Raw genomic sequence first — 13,603 nt, forward strand, 5'->3', positions numbered from 1 at the left:
TTTTTTTGTGCGTTGATCGAAATATTCGATTTTTAAACCCATCTTTTTTATACTTTAGAAGTATGTCAAAAAAACCTTACGTTCACATTGAACCTTCAATTTTTGCCGCGGACTTTGGACATTTAGCAGATGAAGCTAAACGGATTGAAGATGCGGGTGCTGATGCCATTCACTTCGACATTATGGATGGTCATTTTGTTCCCAATCTCAGCTTAAGTCCTAAGGCATTAGCAGCCGTGAATCGTGCAACCGATCTATTTATCGACGTGCACATCATGGTTTACCAACCGTTTGAATATATCGAACGACTCATTGAGAATGGGGCTGACTGTATCACATTTCACGTTGAAGCAACCGAAGATGTCGAAGATACGTTAACGTACATTCGGAAATGCAATGTGAAGGCGGGTCTTGCTTTTTGCCCTGAAACAACAGAATCGATCATTCCTAAGTACCTCGATAAATGCGATAAAATTCTACTGATGACTGTGCATCCCGGATTTGGAGGGCAGTCTTTCATTGACGCAGTTCTCGATAAAATTCAGTTTACGCGCGACCTTTGCAATCGGCTCAACATCCGTCAAGGTGGAGTGGTTCCAAAGGATGAAAATGCTCCTGAGAATGCCCTTCCTCAGTTTGATATTCAGGTAGATGGAGGAATCGACGACAAGACGGCACCTCTTTGTGTGAAAGCTGGAGCCAATCATCTTGTTGCGGGGACTTATCTCTTCAAAGGAGACGATATGAAGTCCAAAATTGTGGGGCTTCGAGGAGAAGGGGCATGAAAAAGATTGTTGTGATGGGTGGTGGAACGGGAAATTTTGCCGTTTTACGTGGACTCAAAAATTACGATCTCGATCTTTCTGCAATTGTTTCCATGGCAGATGATGGAGGCAGCACAGGGGTACTGCGCGATGAACTCGGTGTTTTACCTCCAGGTGATGTCCGTCAATGTTTAGTGGCCTTGTCTGACTCTTCTCGCTTGATGCGGAGTGTCATGAACTATCGGTTTGAAAATGGAGGGCTTGGTGGACATAGCTTTGGCAACCTTCTTTTATCAGCCTTAGAAAAGGTAACAGGCAGTTTTGAAAAAGCTGTCGAGGAAGTGGGGCGTATCTTGTATATCAAGGGAAAAGTCATTCCTGTGACAACTCACCAAGTACGTCTAAAGATGGTTCTCAAAAACCGAAAAGTTTTGGAAGGTGAGCGAGAAATCTATCTCTCGGATGAGATCGATAAAGGATACGAAAGCATCTTCTTGGAGCCTTTTCCACAAGCCAATCCTCGCGCTCTCGATGAAATTCGAAGTGCCGATTTAATTATTATGGGTCCAGGTGGCCTCCACACATCGATCATTCCTAACTTGCTCGTTAAAGGGATGAGCCAAGCTTTACGTGAAACTGCTGCAAAATCGATTTTTATTTGTAATCTTATGAACCGAAAAGGGCAGACGACAGGGTTTAAGGCTAGCGACTACCACCGTGAAGTGGTCCGTTTTATTGGGGAAGATATTTTTGACTACATTTTAGTGAATAACCAAAAGCCTGAGAAAGAACTCATCGAACGCTACGCGAGTGAGGGGGAACTGGTTGAAAATGACATCAATGACTCGCGTGTCATTTCAGCGCCGCTTCTTGGAGATATTGCAGCAAAAGACCGTGCCGATGTCTTATTAACACGCAGTTTGATTCGGCACCAATCGAAACAAGTAACGCAAGAGATATTGAAAATTGTTAATCATCTTTGACCTAGACGACACATTGATCGACACATCGGGATCGATCATTCCAGGCTTATTAAGAAATGCTTTGCAAGCCATGCAAAAAAAAGGGCTGGAAGTTTCGAACTTTGACCACACCTATCAAAGACTGCTCCATTTTGACCGCAATCACTCGAGTTCTAGTACGGCTCTTTTAGAATTTCTAGAAATTTATGACGCGCCGAGCTCATGCTACGAGGAAGGAATGCGAGAAGTCTACGAGGAACCTGTGTACTCTGCACCGATTCAACCAATTGATGATGCAATCGAAGTCTTACATGAGCTTGCAGAGTCCTATCAGTTAGCACTTGTGACAAAAGGGAAAGAACATATTCAGAAAGAAAAGATGAGACGTGCTAAGATACCAATTAAACTTTTTAGTTATCTTTGCTTTTGTGAAGAGGGGCCTCTTTCAGGCCCCGGAAAAAAGGGTTTTTATGAATCGATCGGGAGAGAGATCGGAATTTCTCCTTCTCAAGTTTTAGTTTGTGGGGATCGAATTTCAATCGATCTTGCTCCAGCTAAAGAACTTGGGTATAAAACAGTTCAAATGAGATGGGGAAGGGGGTTAGGTAATACTGGATTAAAAAAGGATGTCGATTATACCATTTTACATCTCAATGAACTTGGACCGATCGCCAAGCAAGTTAAAAATATGAGTTAACATGGCAACAAGTAACCAAATTTCTCCAGGAATGACCCTTTCGATCGATGGAAAGATCTATCGAGTCGAATTTAGTGTCCGGGTAACCGTGGCAAAAGGGGTTCCATTTATAAAGACGAAGCTGAAAGATCTCATGTCAGATGAGGTCATCGAAAAGAATTTTAAAGTCGATCAGCCCGTTGAAGAAGTGACCTTAAGTGAGAGACGACTCGAGTATTTGTATCTAGAAGGTAAGGATCATCTCTTTCTCGACATCGACCAGCTCGAAGAGGTACTTGTTCCTGCTGCTGTAGTTGGAGATAAGGTCCACTATTTAAAGGAAAGCATCCAGTTGAAAGCGATGTTTTATGGAGATACCATTTTTTCGATTGAACTTCCTCAGTTCCTCGAGCTTATGGTGATGAAGTTAGAAGAATTAGAATCAAAAGTCTCTGTTTCAAACGCGAGCAAACTCGCACTTTTAGAAACAGGAGCACGAGTGGAAGTCCCACTCTTTATAGAAGTAGGTGATATCATCAAAGTTGATACACACGTTGGCGAATACGTCCAACGTATATAAGACATGGAGAACTTGAAGTGGATTTAGACACAATAAAAAAACTCATGGAAGCGATGGAAGAAAGCGGAACAACCCGCGTTTCTTTGAAAGAAGAAAATGGTTTCGCTCTTGAGTTAGAACGGAGTCCAGACTTTCATGTGAAGCCTTATGTGCAGCATCCGGAACCTCCCGTTCAACACATGCAGCCGGCTGCTCCTCAGCCACAGCATAAGGTTGCAGAAGAGCCTAAACAAGTAGCACAACCGACAGATGACGCTGGTTTTGAAATCAAGTCTCCAATGGTTGGAACATTTTACTCATCGCCGACTCCTGATGACCCTCCATTTGTGAGTGTTGGAGACGAAGTAAAAGAAGATACTGTTGTCTGTATCATCGAAGCGATGAAAGTTATGAATGAAGTAAAAGCCGGGAAAAGTGGTAAAGTTAAAAAAGTCTTTGTTGACAATGCCCATCCCGTAGAATTTGGAACCCAACTTTTTCTGATAGAAGCATGAAAAAAGTACTCGTAGCAAATCGTGGTGAAATTGCAGTACGGATTATCCGTGCATGTCATGACCTAGGACTTCAAACTGTAGCTGTTTATTCGAAAGCAGATGCAGAAGCTTTGCATGTTCTCCATGCCGACGAAGCAATCTGCATTGGCGAAGCGCCAGCATTGCAGTCCTATCTCAAAATCCCCAACATTCTCTCAGCTTGTGAAATTACCGGTGCAGACGCAATCCATCCAGGCTATGGGTTTCTCAGTGAAAATGCGAACTTCGCCTCTATTTGTGAAAGTTGCGGTTTAACATTTATTGGACCTTCGCCCAAGACGATTGCACTACTTGGCGATAAAGCAAATGCTAAGGCGATTGCTAAAAGTGCTCGTTGCCCAGTTATTCCAGGATCAGATGGTGTCGTCGAAAATGTTGATATCGCTCTTAAAGAAGCCAAAAAAATCGGCTTTCCCGTCTTCATTAAAGCATCAGCTGGTGGGGGTGGAAAGGGAATCCGCATTGCTTACGATCCTGATGACTTTGCTCGAAAGTTTGCAGCCGCTCGTGCCGAAGCAGAAGTGAGCTTTGGAAATCCCGACATCTACCTTGAAAAGATGATCATGAATCCTCGCCATGTCGAGATTCAGATTTTAGGGGATAAGTACGGCAACTATGTTCACTTGGGAGAGCGTGACTGCACGATTCAACGTCGTCGTCAAAAGCTTATTGAAGAAACCCCAAGTCCCGTTTTGACACCAGCCCTGCGTAAGAAAATGGGTGAGGCTGCAGTCAACATTGCTAAAGCTGCCAAGTACCATACCGTCGGAACCGTTGAATTCCTTCTTGATGAGAAGAAAAACTTCTACTTCATGGAAGTGAATACACGTATCCAGGTCGAGCACACTGTGACCGAAGATCTGACTGGAATTGACTTACTGAAAGAGCAAATTAAGATGGCGATGGGTGAAAAGCTGACTTACAAGCAGAAAAACATCGACTTCGATGGGCACGTATTCCAATTTCGGATCAATGCAGAAAATCCTTCGAAAAATTTTATGCCTTCACCTGGCATGCTCGAATATTACATTGCACCAGGTGGGCCCAATATCCGCGTGGATAGTGCATGTTACTCTGGATACAAAATTCCTCCCTATTACGATTCGCTCATTGCAAAGCTCATCGTGAAAGGGCGTGACAGAGAAGACGCCATCCGTGTTGCCAAAAGAGCTCTCAAAGAGTTTCATATCGGGGGAGTGGATTCGACCATTTCCTTCCATCAATTCATGCTTGATAACCAAAAATTTCTCTCAGGCGAATACAATCTCGATTTCATTGATGGCCTGATTGAGCAAGGATGCAGTTTTACAGACGATGAATCATAGTTTTCTCGAAAAAAGACAACCTCCAGGAAACGCCCTTCAACTAGACCTTCTCATCGACCGAAAAAAAATCAAAGAGAGGTTGCATGTTCAGGCGCAAGAACTAGATAATCTTTATAAAGACGAAGAGATCACCATTGTGATGCTCATGAAAGGGGCCTTCTTTCTTGTTGCAGACCTGATGCGCCTTCTTCATATGCCGATGCGTGTAGAAGCACTTGAATGTTCAAGTTATGGCGAACGTGGCATGCAAAAAGGAGAACTGATCATTTCAGGATTAGAAAACATTCATGCGGAAGGAAAACACATCCTGATTGTTGACGACATTTTTGACACGGGTGACACTCTTTCTGAAGTCTATGAAGCGCTGAAGCAAAAAAATCCTGCTTCTCTTCGCTCACTTGTTCTCTTAACAAAAGATGTCCCCCATCAAACCAATTACAGTCCAGACTTTAGTCTGTTTGATATTGAAGACCGTTTTGTTGTAGGGTATGGTCTAGACTACAAAGAGTATTACCGCGGCATGCCCGACATTTACGCCATCAACCCATAGAGAGTATGAAAGGGATTATCTTAGCGGGAGGGTCTGGAACCCGCCTTTATCCAGTCACCTATCCAACAAGCAAACAGCTTCTTCCCATCTATGATAAACCGATGATTTACTATCCTCTTTCTGTCTTAATGCAAGCGCATATTCGGGAGATTCTTCTGATCTCAACTCCAGAGGACCTTCCTCGCTTTCAACGTCTTTTCGGAGATGGGAGTCATTTAGGTCTTTCCATCTCTTATGCCGAGCAGCAAGAGCCAAAGGGCATTGCCGAAGCATTTACAATTGGTGCTTCATTTATTGGTGATGATACGGTTGCCCTTGTCCTCGGCGATAATATCTTTTACGGCCACCATCTCTGTGATCTTCTGCACCAATGTGGGGATCTCGAATCAGGGGGCATTGTATTTGGCTATCAAGTAAAAGATCCCGAGCGGTATGGTGTGGTTGCATTTGACTCTGAGATGCAAGTGACAGACATCGTTGAAAAACCGACGAACCCTCCATCCTCTTATGCTGTCACAGGGCTTTATTTTTACGACCAAACGGCTGTGGACATTGCGCGCTCCTTGAAACCTTCTTGGAGGAATGAACTGGAAATCACTGACGTCAACCGGGCCTATCTTGAACGTGGTGAGCTTCGATTGCATCTTTTTGACCGTGGCTTTGCGTGGCTTGATACAGGGACTTTTGAAGCCCTCCATCAAGCTTCAAACTATGTCCAAGCTATCCAAGACCGGCAGGGAATTCAAATCGCCTGTGTCGAGGAAATAGCTTTCCAAAATGGATGGATCACTCAAGATGAGCTCGTTCAATTAGCTTCCAAGCATGAAAAGAGCACCTACGGCAGTTACCTCAAAGGGCTCTGCACTTCGAAATCTAACGCTTAAAATCCCTCATCTGCTATCTTCCTTAGCCAAATTAGGAGGAAAGTCAGTGGCAGGCAAAGTTACAATAAAATTTGGTCAGATTCTCTATGCAGAAGATGATATAACTTATCAAATGACCACTCCTCGGATTCTTGCTAGAATTGGTTTCGAGGTTAAAGTTGTGGGCAATGGTCAGCTTGCAGTTGATGCATTTAAAGAAAACTCTCGTTATGCGTCTGTTCTGCTCGATAATCAGATGCCAATTTTGACTGGTCTAGAGGCTGCAAGGCGTATTTTAGAGCAGAAGACTGTCGATATTGTCCTTTTTACATCAGATGAAAAGAAAGATGTGTGTGAAAAGATAGATGATTTGGGGATTCGTTACCTACAAAAACCTAGCAGTGAAAGTGGCTTCAGGATTTTATACGCAAGCCTTCTGGAGAGACGTTAGTTTTTTTCTGAACCACTTTTTTCATGGGGCTTAGTACGATTTCGTCACATACTGTGCCTGCGCGCATCTTTAAAATGAGTTCCACTATTTCAGCAATATCTTCGGGAAGAATGGCCTGTGTAGGATCTTCTCCCGGTTCAAATCCTAGAGGGTCGTAGAATGGGGTCCGAACCATTCCTGGTTGAACCATCGAGACATGTACAGAGCTTCGACTGCACTCTTCACGTAAACTTTGCGCAAAGCCGCGCAAGGCAAACTTGGAAGCACAGTAGATGCTTCCCTTTTGCTTACCGACTAGAGAGGCTTCTGAACCGATAAAAACGATATCCGCACGTTCTCGTTTTTTAAGATGAGGCAACAGCTTTTTAATCAAAAAGACATGGCTTAAAAAATTGAGGTCCATAAGAGAGCGAATCTGCTCATAGGAAAATTCCTCTAAATTACCAAATTGACCCCGTCCGACGTTACAAATGACAGCGTCAACTTCTAAAAAGGGCTCGAGTTCATCAGGCAGAGAATCCAAATCAGACAGGTCGATTGCGTAAGGATGAAAATGAGGATGCTCATTGTCTTGTGGATTGCGGGAGAGCCCCCAGACTTCATGTCCTGCTGCAAGGAGTTGATTTGTGATGGCAAGTCCGATACCTGAGCTGGTTCCTGTAATTAAAACTCTTCGGCACATACGAATAATTTCCTCTTATCAAAATAGTTGAGCAGTTTCTCATGGCAGAAACGGAGTTTGCCTTGAATCCTTGGGCCTTCTTGGTTGATGGCAAGGAGAGGGTCGTTTGGCTTGAGCCGCTTCATTTCTTTCATGACAGGTTTGGGTAATCGAAAAGCCCCTAGAGAGACAGAATGAAGGAGGTTCTCATCAACGCTGCGAAAGACCTCTTCGAAAAAATCTGTGTAATGCTTTTCAAAGTTGTCACAATCGATGATGGGATCGAAACGGAGGCCAATTTTCCAGCCGGCTTTTTGCAACTTTTGAATCGCTTCAAGCCGTTTTGCGAGAGGCGGCGTTTTTTTTTCGAGCTCTTGAATTAAGGGCTGAGGGCTCAGGCTAAATGCGACGACGCAATTGGGAAAGGGCTCTTGGCCTAAAAGTTCTCGAATAAACACACTTTTTGTTCGCAATTCAAGCTCTGCATTCGGGTGCTCGCGGAAGAAGGGGAGAAAAGCTGAAAGAAAACCCGTTTTTGGGTCCATAGCCAAGCTATCGCCATCATAACCCGAAAAAAAAGTGGCTTTTTCTTCACCAAGTTTTTCTTTGATCTCTTCTTGAAACTCTTCGAAATTAACGAAGAGAACGAAAGATGCAGAGCGGTACATTCCTTGCAAAAAGCAGTAGCGGCAATCAAAAGGGCAATTGAGAAAGTGAGAAAAATAATAGTTGTGTTTTGCCCCAATGCCATAACCAGGAGGAGTGGGGTAGACCAAGGTGCCATGTTTTTTAGCAAGGATGAAACTGGCTCCTTTTTTTTGAAGACGAAAGTGTTGACTCTTCCGGTTAAAAATCTCTGGGTAGCGATCAATGGGAATCACTTGGGAGGGTTGAAGCTTTTCGAGAACTTTCAACGTGCGGGGGTGAGCTTGCACATCCTTTTCCACATAGACAAACGTCATGAGAGAGGAAGGGCGAGATTTTTGAGATGGTTTTCAAGAAACGCAAGTGCGTCCTTTGCTGTTTTCTGCTCCGAGAAATCCTGAGAAAAAAGGACGTGGTCAGGGCAGAGCAGTTGCCATCGTTGAAGGTGGTTTCTAAGTTGGTGTGTTTCACAAGTGGTGAAGTGCCATTTTTCAAACATTCATCGAGAAAAGGGATGTTTACAGGGGCAATTTCATCGATGAGTCCATGCATTTCTTCTAAGATCTTTTGAATCAGTTCGACATGATCCCCAATCAGCTTTTCAACGAGTTTTTTATTCACTTCAGTTGCAGGGTGTTTGACGTTATCGGAAATCACCTTAAACACATGGATCATTTCAAGAGGAGTGAGCTTGGAAGCTATTGAGTAGAAACCGGCAGCTTCCATGTCGTAAACATAGTCTGTTTCATACGCATGTTCGGGGGTTTCAACCGTTAAGCAGACCTCAGTTTGGCAAGGAGGGGTGAAGACAAAACTTGGGAAGAAAGATAAGCGCCGACCTTCATCGATAATCTTGTGGATGAGAAGAGGAGTGCCCACTCTATGGAGCTGATGGCCTCCGATTCCGACATTGAGGTAGCCGTAAATGTCTTCGTCCCGATGAATGGCTGCGAGATAACTACACGCAGCACCTGCTTTAATTTTTCCGACGCCTGAGACGATCAGTTTGATTTGGTCATTTTCCCAGATGGGGAAGAGGTGATTACCGGAGAGAGGCTTGAGATCGAGCGCTTCGATAAGTGGGCCTGCTTCTGCTTTGAGCGCCACTTCAACACAAATCATAAATCTATTTTCTACCTTAAACCAGATGTTCCTAAATGAGATTTTATTCTTAACCTGATTGTGGGTGATGAGAGAAAATGTTCTAAGATGTGGAGGGTTTCTGGGTCGAATTTTTCAGATCTGAGCGCTGCGGAATAGCCATGGCTATTTCCAAGCGAATAGATGAAAAATGCGGCCAGAAACGCCCGCAGATTAGGGCATTTTCTCTCATCACCCACAATCTAAAAAAGGTGGCACCCAGATTCGAACTGGGGATCAGAGCTTTGCAGGCTCCTGCCTTACCGCTTGGCTATGCCACCAACCTTTTTAAAGGAAAACCATTATCAGGCATGAACGTGTTTGGGTCAAGGCTATGAAGAGATAATTTGCTCATCTAACCCTTTCAAGTGGCTTTCAGTTTGGTTGATCGCCCCTTGGAGAATGTAGTGCAGGAGAAAAAGAGATTTTGAAAGCTCTTCGACATGGAACTTGGAATTTTGGATGATATTTTTGGTCAGATCGATCTTTGTTCGGACATTAAAATGCTGAAGGGATCCCTCATCTTTATCCATAATTTGTTTAAAATCACGCCGAAGAAGTGTTGCTGTTTGATTGATTGTTCGCAGATCTGCCCATAGGGCTCCAAAAAAAGCTGCAGCTGCAAAGAAGACTATGGAAATGGTTGTAAAAAGGCGAGTCGTGATGTGCCAAGCATAGAAACAAATTGCTGTATAAAAGCACAATTTCCCCAAATAATGGCTCGCTGGGATCATGAAGTCCATGATATTATCAATTTTTTCGATTGTGGGGGCGATTTGTTCCGGAATGAAGGGTGCTGAAATCCCTTTTTTTGGGGTGGTTGCTAGGACGACTGTCCGGTCTTTCAGCTCTTCAATTTTTTCAGTGGTTTGTTCTTTTGCCCCTTCAGTCGTAAGGAGCCAATAGATGTCTTGTGCATACCCCCAACCAGTTGTGATGAGGTAAAGCATGCCTGGACTGATGCTAGGATTTGTCATTTTTACTCAATTTTTATCTTTTACGGGTACTAATGGTAAAGAAATCCTAGAATGAGATCAACGAAAAAGGCGCTTTTTTAAAAGCGCCTTTGAAGAAATTTTAAACTTCGCGTTTTGAAACGATGTCTAAATAAGGGCGAAGAAGAGGCTCGATGAAAGTCGTGTTGTATTTAAGGGTATTGCGGAATTCGCTCCAACGTGTCGTCACAGCTTCATCATCAATGTCGAAGCTATCTGCATCTTGCTTTTGAGTCCACTCGTGAAGCTCTTTCACTGCGTGATATGTTTGGTATGAGTCGTAGATTAGTGCGCCCGAAACAAGTGCAGAAATCAAGGTGACAGGTGAAAAGAGGGTCGCAAACGTTGAAACGTATGATTGGACGTAGAAAACTGCAGAAAAAGCAAATGTTCCACCAATCACAGTTTGAGCTAAGCTTGCGCTATCGAGCATCATCTCTACGAAGTTTTGCACTTTTTCAAGAGTTGCTTCATCGTTGATTGAGATCGCTTGCGCCTTTAGATCGGCAGGCAAGGTTGTCACTTTGGCGATGACTGGCGCCAAATAATCTCGGACAGTCGAGAGTTGCATGATCATCTCCTATATTTAAAAATTTTTGTTAGTTAGGAGAATATTATACACTAACTCCAAGTTTATTTGTTTTTTAAAGATTTTTTAATCTAATGCCTTTCTTTCCATTCTGCTCCAAAGGGATCCAATGTATCTTAGAGGCGGGCTGACAACCCGAGAAACAGCAGAATAGCCCATTAAAGTAAATTGCCATGCCTTCATCCATCTGTCAGTTGTTGGATTTGAAGCAATCTGCATTCCTTTGTAAAAATTTTCTTTAAGAAATCCTTGTTTGATTTGGTCAAAGTATTTTGTTGCAATTTCAATAAAAGGTCTAGCAATCGGCTCAACAAGCCAAGTGCGGTATTTCAGTTGTGTTGAGAACTCGAGCCAGCGGTTGTACACGCCATCATTGATCACAAAGGTGTCGTTAAAATTAGGATACTGCTTAATCACCCAATCATTGAGCTCTTTCATAGTTTCATAGGTGCGAAACGAATCATAAGTAATGATTCCAGATAGGAGCATTGTCAGTGTTGTGATCGGAGAGAAAATGTAAGAGACTGTCGAGAAGTAGGAGTGGATATAGTAGACTGAAGAGAGGACGAGAGTTCCTCCTGCTACAGTTTGGACGACAGCAACGGCATCCATGACACTTGTTACAAGCTTTTGGACATTTTCCGAAGTTGTTTGAGGAACTGGTTGATGAGTTGTAAAGTCAGCTCCGATAGCTTTTGCGCTTTTTTCGATTTTTTCTGGAATCTCGACGACGCCTTTAAAAACAGTAGCGATGCCATCTTTAATATCATTGATATTCATGCTGTAAACCTAAAATTTTCGTTCCTAAAGCGAGTGATTATATAATAGATTGGACGTATTTTTCTACTTTAAATCCCAAAAGGATTCAAACTTCCTAAGAGGTCAGTCCATTTTTTATTATCGGGGTCGCGAAACCAACGGACGACTGACCATTTATCGAAGGTTGAGAGGTCTTTAGACATTTTTTCAAAGAGTGCGGAACTTTGATCTAGCGCGTGTTTGAACACAAAGCCAGTCAGCAGTGTTTGGCCGTTAAGATCTTCTTTGAAAGTTTCCCACCTTGTGCAGAATTTGTCATCAATATAAAAAGGGTCTGTCCCATTGGGGAATTCCTTTTTAATCCAGTCTTGAAGGTCTTGGACAACTCCTCGCGACTGATAAACTTCAAACCCAATCACCCCAGAAGCAAAGCTTGCGAGGAGGAGAAGGGGAGTGAACATAAATGAAATGAAGCCAGGGAAGGTTTGATAAATAAAATAACCAGAAATCGAAGAAGTGAAAAAAACTGCCGATGAAACATTTTGAACAAGGGCTCCGATGTCCTGAAACCCAGTGACAAACTTCTGAACTTTTTCAGAAGTAGAGCATTTTGTTGTTTGAAAGTCGGTGACAACTGCTTTACCACTTTCTTTGAAAGTGTCTGCAACAGAAGCCAATCCGCAACTTGTCGAAGGAAAAAATATTTCTAGCACCATGTTAAGCTACCTAACCTTGATTTTTTCTAAGTCGGAAAATATGATAACGAGTTCATCATTACTTGTGTAGAGTTTAAATTTGATTACGAAGCATTTAAGAGAAATTGGAGAGTTTCTTGGCCTGGAACAAGGAGCTGAAATCTATCCTTCTTCAGCTGCGTTTGATAGTCGTAAAGTCGAGCGCAAAGGACTCTTTTTTGCACTTGAAGGTGAAACGCATGATGGGCATGCTTTCTTGGAAGAAGTGGCTCAAAAAGGAGCTTTGGCTGCTGTTGTTTCGCAAAAATATCAAGGGCCCGACTTTGGCCTCACTTTATTTCCTGTTCCTGATGTGCGAGTGGCGTTGCAAGCTCTAGCCAAGTGGTTCCATCGAGAAAATCCTCCTTATGTGATTGCCATTACGGGGACTGTTGGGAAAACAACGACAAAAGAGTTCATAGCAGACCTCTTGAGTCAGCGGTATCGACTTGCCAAACCGGTGGGGAGCGCGAACTCACAAGTCAGTCTACCTCTCATGCTCCTCAATCAAATTGAACCTGTTGAGATGTTGGTGCTAGAAATGGGAATGAGCTTTCCAGGGGAAATCTCAAAGCTTGTTGACATTGCTCCGCCTGATTTTGGAGTTTTGACTAAAGTCAGCTTAGTCCATTCAGAAAACTTTGATACGATAGATGACATTGCGGCTGCAAAAATGGAGCTTTTTGAGCAGACCGATGCCGGTTTGTTTAATCTCGAAACCATGGAGTTTCCTGCCGTTCAAGAAGCGGCAGTGCGAAAGACTTTTTATAGCATGACCGATCCACATGCCGATTACTTTCTAAAACATGCTGGCAATCAGGTTGTGATCGTAGAAAAAGGAAAGGAAAGTCCTCCACTGACTGTGCCCTTTCAAGCGACCCATTTACTGGAAAACTTTTTGTGCGCAACGGCAGTTGCTCGCATGCATGAACTCACTTGGGATGAAATCCAGCATGGCGCAGCAGCAATGCAGCCCTACACACACCGGTTTCAGCTTTTTCAGCGAGATGGCATTCAATATGTCGACGACTCGTACAATGCCAGTGTGGTTTCGGTGAAAGCTGCTTTAGACAATTTGCCAAAGGGAAAGAAGACAATTGCTCTTTTGGGGGATATGCGGGAACTTGGGAAATTTTCTAAAAGGTGTCACGAAGAAGTGGCAGAGCATGCATTAGACATTGTCGATCACTTGCTATGCATTGGAAACGAAATCCAGCCAATGATTGATGTGTTTGAAGCAGCAGGAAAACCTGTCGAAAAAGTCGATTCATGTGAAGAGGCTAAAAAGCGGATTGCGGCGCTTGCAACAGAAGGAGATGTGGTTCTCATTAAAGGATCGAATTCCTTAAAGCTCTGGAAGACTCTGGACTAGATCA

At 43.3% G+C, this 13,603-nt stretch carries 17 protein-coding genes and 1 tRNA gene; 10 read left to right on the plus strand and 8 right to left on the minus strand.

Features of this window, described 5'->3' with window-relative positions; genetic code table 11:
• Window positions 1–62: 62 nt before the first annotated feature.
• From rpe to ACOOFG_RS03675, 9 genes are read left to right on the plus strand one after another with little or no spacing between them, the layout of a single operon-like run.
• On the plus strand, window positions 63–785 hold the full coding sequence (rpe, locus tag ACOOFG_RS03635) for a ribulose-phosphate 3-epimerase (RefSeq protein ID WP_420422284.1): 723 nt from the start codon (window positions 63–65) through the stop codon (window positions 783–785).
• A complete protein-coding gene (locus tag ACOOFG_RS03640) occupies window positions 782–1,747 on the plus strand; it encodes a gluconeogenesis factor YvcK family protein (RefSeq protein ID WP_420422285.1) in 966 nt (321 codons plus the stop codon). Before rpe ends, ACOOFG_RS03640 begins: the two co-directional genes overlap by 4 nt.
• Window positions 1,731–2,423: an HAD family hydrolase gene (locus ACOOFG_RS03645; protein ID WP_420422286.1), complete on the plus strand. Its 693-nt coding sequence runs from the start codon at window positions 1,731–1,733 to the stop codon at window positions 2,421–2,423. The genes ACOOFG_RS03640 and ACOOFG_RS03645 overlap by 17 nt, the downstream gene beginning before the upstream one ends.
• A gap of 1 nt (window position 2,424) precedes the next feature.
• A complete protein-coding gene (locus ACOOFG_RS03650; protein ID WP_420422287.1) occupies window positions 2,425–2,982 on the plus strand; it encodes an elongation factor P in 558 nt (185 codons plus the stop codon).
• 17 nt (window positions 2,983–2,999) lie between these two features.
• Entirely contained in the window at window positions 3,000–3,476 is a 477-nt protein-coding gene (gene accB, locus ACOOFG_RS03655; protein WP_420422288.1) for an acetyl-CoA carboxylase biotin carboxyl carrier protein, read from the plus strand.
• Complete coding sequence (gene accC, locus ACOOFG_RS03660) at window positions 3,473–4,840, plus strand: acetyl-CoA carboxylase biotin carboxylase subunit (RefSeq protein ID WP_420422289.1); 1,368 nt, start codon at window positions 3,473–3,475, stop codon at window positions 4,838–4,840. The genes accB and accC overlap by 4 nt, the downstream gene beginning before the upstream one ends.
• The gene (hpt, locus tag ACOOFG_RS03665; RefSeq protein WP_420422290.1) at window positions 4,830–5,390 is read left to right on the plus strand and encodes a hypoxanthine phosphoribosyltransferase; all 561 of its coding nucleotides are present in this window, start codon (window positions 4,830–4,832) and stop codon (window positions 5,388–5,390) included. The genes accC and hpt overlap by 11 nt, the downstream gene beginning before the upstream one ends.
• Before the next feature lie 5 nt (window positions 5,391–5,395).
• Complete coding sequence (rfbA, locus tag ACOOFG_RS03670) at window positions 5,396–6,274, plus strand: glucose-1-phosphate thymidylyltransferase RfbA (RefSeq protein WP_420422291.1); 879 nt, start codon at window positions 5,396–5,398, stop codon at window positions 6,272–6,274.
• A 46-nt stretch (window positions 6,275–6,320) separates the two neighbouring features.
• On the plus strand, window positions 6,321–6,704 hold the full coding sequence (locus ACOOFG_RS03675; protein ID WP_420422292.1) for a response regulator: 384 nt from the start codon (window positions 6,321–6,323) through the stop codon (window positions 6,702–6,704).
• On the opposite strand, the gene ACOOFG_RS03680 is transcribed toward ACOOFG_RS03675, so the two are convergent.
• The 8 genes from ACOOFG_RS03680 to ACOOFG_RS03715 all read right to left on the minus strand — a co-directional run bounded on the left by ACOOFG_RS03680 (window position 6,667) and on the right by ACOOFG_RS03715 (window position 12,209).
• Entirely contained in the window at window positions 6,667–7,386 is a 720-nt protein-coding gene (locus ACOOFG_RS03680) for an SDR family oxidoreductase (protein ID WP_420422293.1), read from the minus strand. The two genes, ACOOFG_RS03675 and ACOOFG_RS03680, sit on opposite strands and share 38 nt — an antisense overlap.
• A complete protein-coding gene (locus ACOOFG_RS03685) occupies window positions 7,368–8,300 on the minus strand; it encodes a radical SAM protein (RefSeq protein ID WP_420422294.1) in 933 nt (310 codons plus the stop codon). Before ACOOFG_RS03685 ends, ACOOFG_RS03680 begins: the two co-directional genes overlap by 19 nt.
• Window positions 8,233–9,132 (minus strand): hypothetical protein, encoded by a 900-nt coding sequence (locus tag ACOOFG_RS03690; RefSeq protein WP_420422295.1) that lies wholly within the window; start codon window positions 9,130–9,132, stop codon window positions 8,233–8,235. The genes ACOOFG_RS03685 and ACOOFG_RS03690 overlap by 68 nt, the downstream gene beginning before the upstream one ends.
• Before the next feature lie 228 nt (window positions 9,133–9,360).
• Window positions 9,361–9,431: transfer RNA gene (locus ACOOFG_RS03695), tRNA-Cys, on the minus strand.
• 51 nt (window positions 9,432–9,482) lie between these two features.
• The gene (locus ACOOFG_RS03700) at window positions 9,483–10,127 is read right to left on the minus strand and encodes a hypothetical protein (protein WP_420422296.1); all 645 of its coding nucleotides are present in this window, start codon (window positions 10,125–10,127) and stop codon (window positions 9,483–9,485) included.
• 100 nt (window positions 10,128–10,227) lie between these two features.
• Window positions 10,228–10,716, minus strand: a complete 489-nt coding sequence (locus ACOOFG_RS03705) for a hypothetical protein (RefSeq protein ID WP_420422297.1) — start codon at window positions 10,714–10,716, stop codon at window positions 10,228–10,230.
• A gap of 84 nt (window positions 10,717–10,800) precedes the next feature.
• Entirely contained in the window at window positions 10,801–11,514 is a 714-nt protein-coding gene (locus ACOOFG_RS03710) for a hypothetical protein (RefSeq protein WP_420422298.1), read from the minus strand.
• A gap of 68 nt (window positions 11,515–11,582) precedes the next feature.
• Window positions 11,583–12,209, minus strand: coding sequence for a hypothetical protein (locus ACOOFG_RS03715; protein ID WP_420422299.1), 627 nt, complete (start codon window positions 12,207–12,209; stop codon window positions 11,583–11,585).
• Window positions 12,210–12,288: 79 nt separating this feature from the next.
• Here ACOOFG_RS03715 and ACOOFG_RS03720 point away from each other — a divergent pair, with 79 nt between their 5' ends.
• Window positions 12,289–13,599: a UDP-N-acetylmuramoyl-tripeptide--D-alanyl-D-alanine ligase gene (locus ACOOFG_RS03720; protein ID WP_420422300.1), complete on the plus strand. Its 1,311-nt coding sequence runs from the start codon at window positions 12,289–12,291 to the stop codon at window positions 13,597–13,599.
• The last annotated feature ends 4 nt before the right edge of the window (window positions 13,600–13,603 follow it).

Origin of the sequence: Simkania sp., from assembly GCF_965215465.1 — a bacterium.
In the GTDB taxonomy this organism is placed as follows: Bacteria; Chlamydiota; Chlamydiia; order Chlamydiales; family Simkaniaceae; genus Simkania.

Bases quoted from the DNA above. Each gene is read 5' to 3' on its own strand.
- rpe (WP_420422284.1), top strand. From the start codon at position 63: ATGTCAAAAAAACCTTACGTTCACATTGAACCTTCAATTTTTGCCGCG.
- ACOOFG_RS03640 (WP_420422285.1), top strand. From the start codon at position 782: ATGAAAAAGATTGTTGTGATGGGTGGTGGAACGGGAAATTTTGCCGTT.
- ACOOFG_RS03650 (WP_420422287.1), top strand. From the start codon at position 2,425: ATGGCAACAAGTAACCAAATTTCTCCAGGAATGACCCTTTCGATCGAT.
- accC (WP_420422289.1), top strand. From the start codon at position 3,473: ATGAAAAAAGTACTCGTAGCAAATCGTGGTGAAATTGCAGTACGGATT.
- hpt (WP_420422290.1), top strand. From the start codon at position 4,830: ATGAATCATAGTTTTCTCGAAAAAAGACAACCTCCAGGAAACGCCCTT.
- rfbA (WP_420422291.1), top strand. From the start codon at position 5,396: ATGAAAGGGATTATCTTAGCGGGAGGGTCTGGAACCCGCCTTTATCCA.
- ACOOFG_RS03680 (WP_420422293.1), bottom strand. From the start codon at position 7,386: ATGTGCCGAAGAGTTTTAATTACAGGAACCAGCTCAGGTATCGGACTT.
- ACOOFG_RS03690 (WP_420422295.1), bottom strand. From the start codon at position 9,132: ATGATTTGTGTTGAAGTGGCGCTCAAAGCAGAAGCAGGCCCACTTATC.
- ACOOFG_RS03700 (WP_420422296.1), bottom strand. From the start codon at position 10,127: ATGACAAATCCTAGCATCAGTCCAGGCATGCTTTACCTCATCACAACT.
- ACOOFG_RS03705 (WP_420422297.1), bottom strand. From the start codon at position 10,716: ATGCAACTCTCGACTGTCCGAGATTATTTGGCGCCAGTCATCGCCAAA.
- ACOOFG_RS03710 (WP_420422298.1), bottom strand. From the start codon at position 11,514: ATGAATATCAATGATATTAAAGATGGCATCGCTACTGTTTTTAAAGGC.
- ACOOFG_RS03715 (WP_420422299.1), bottom strand. From the start codon at position 12,209: ATGGTGCTAGAAATATTTTTTCCTTCGACAAGTTGCGGATTGGCTTCT.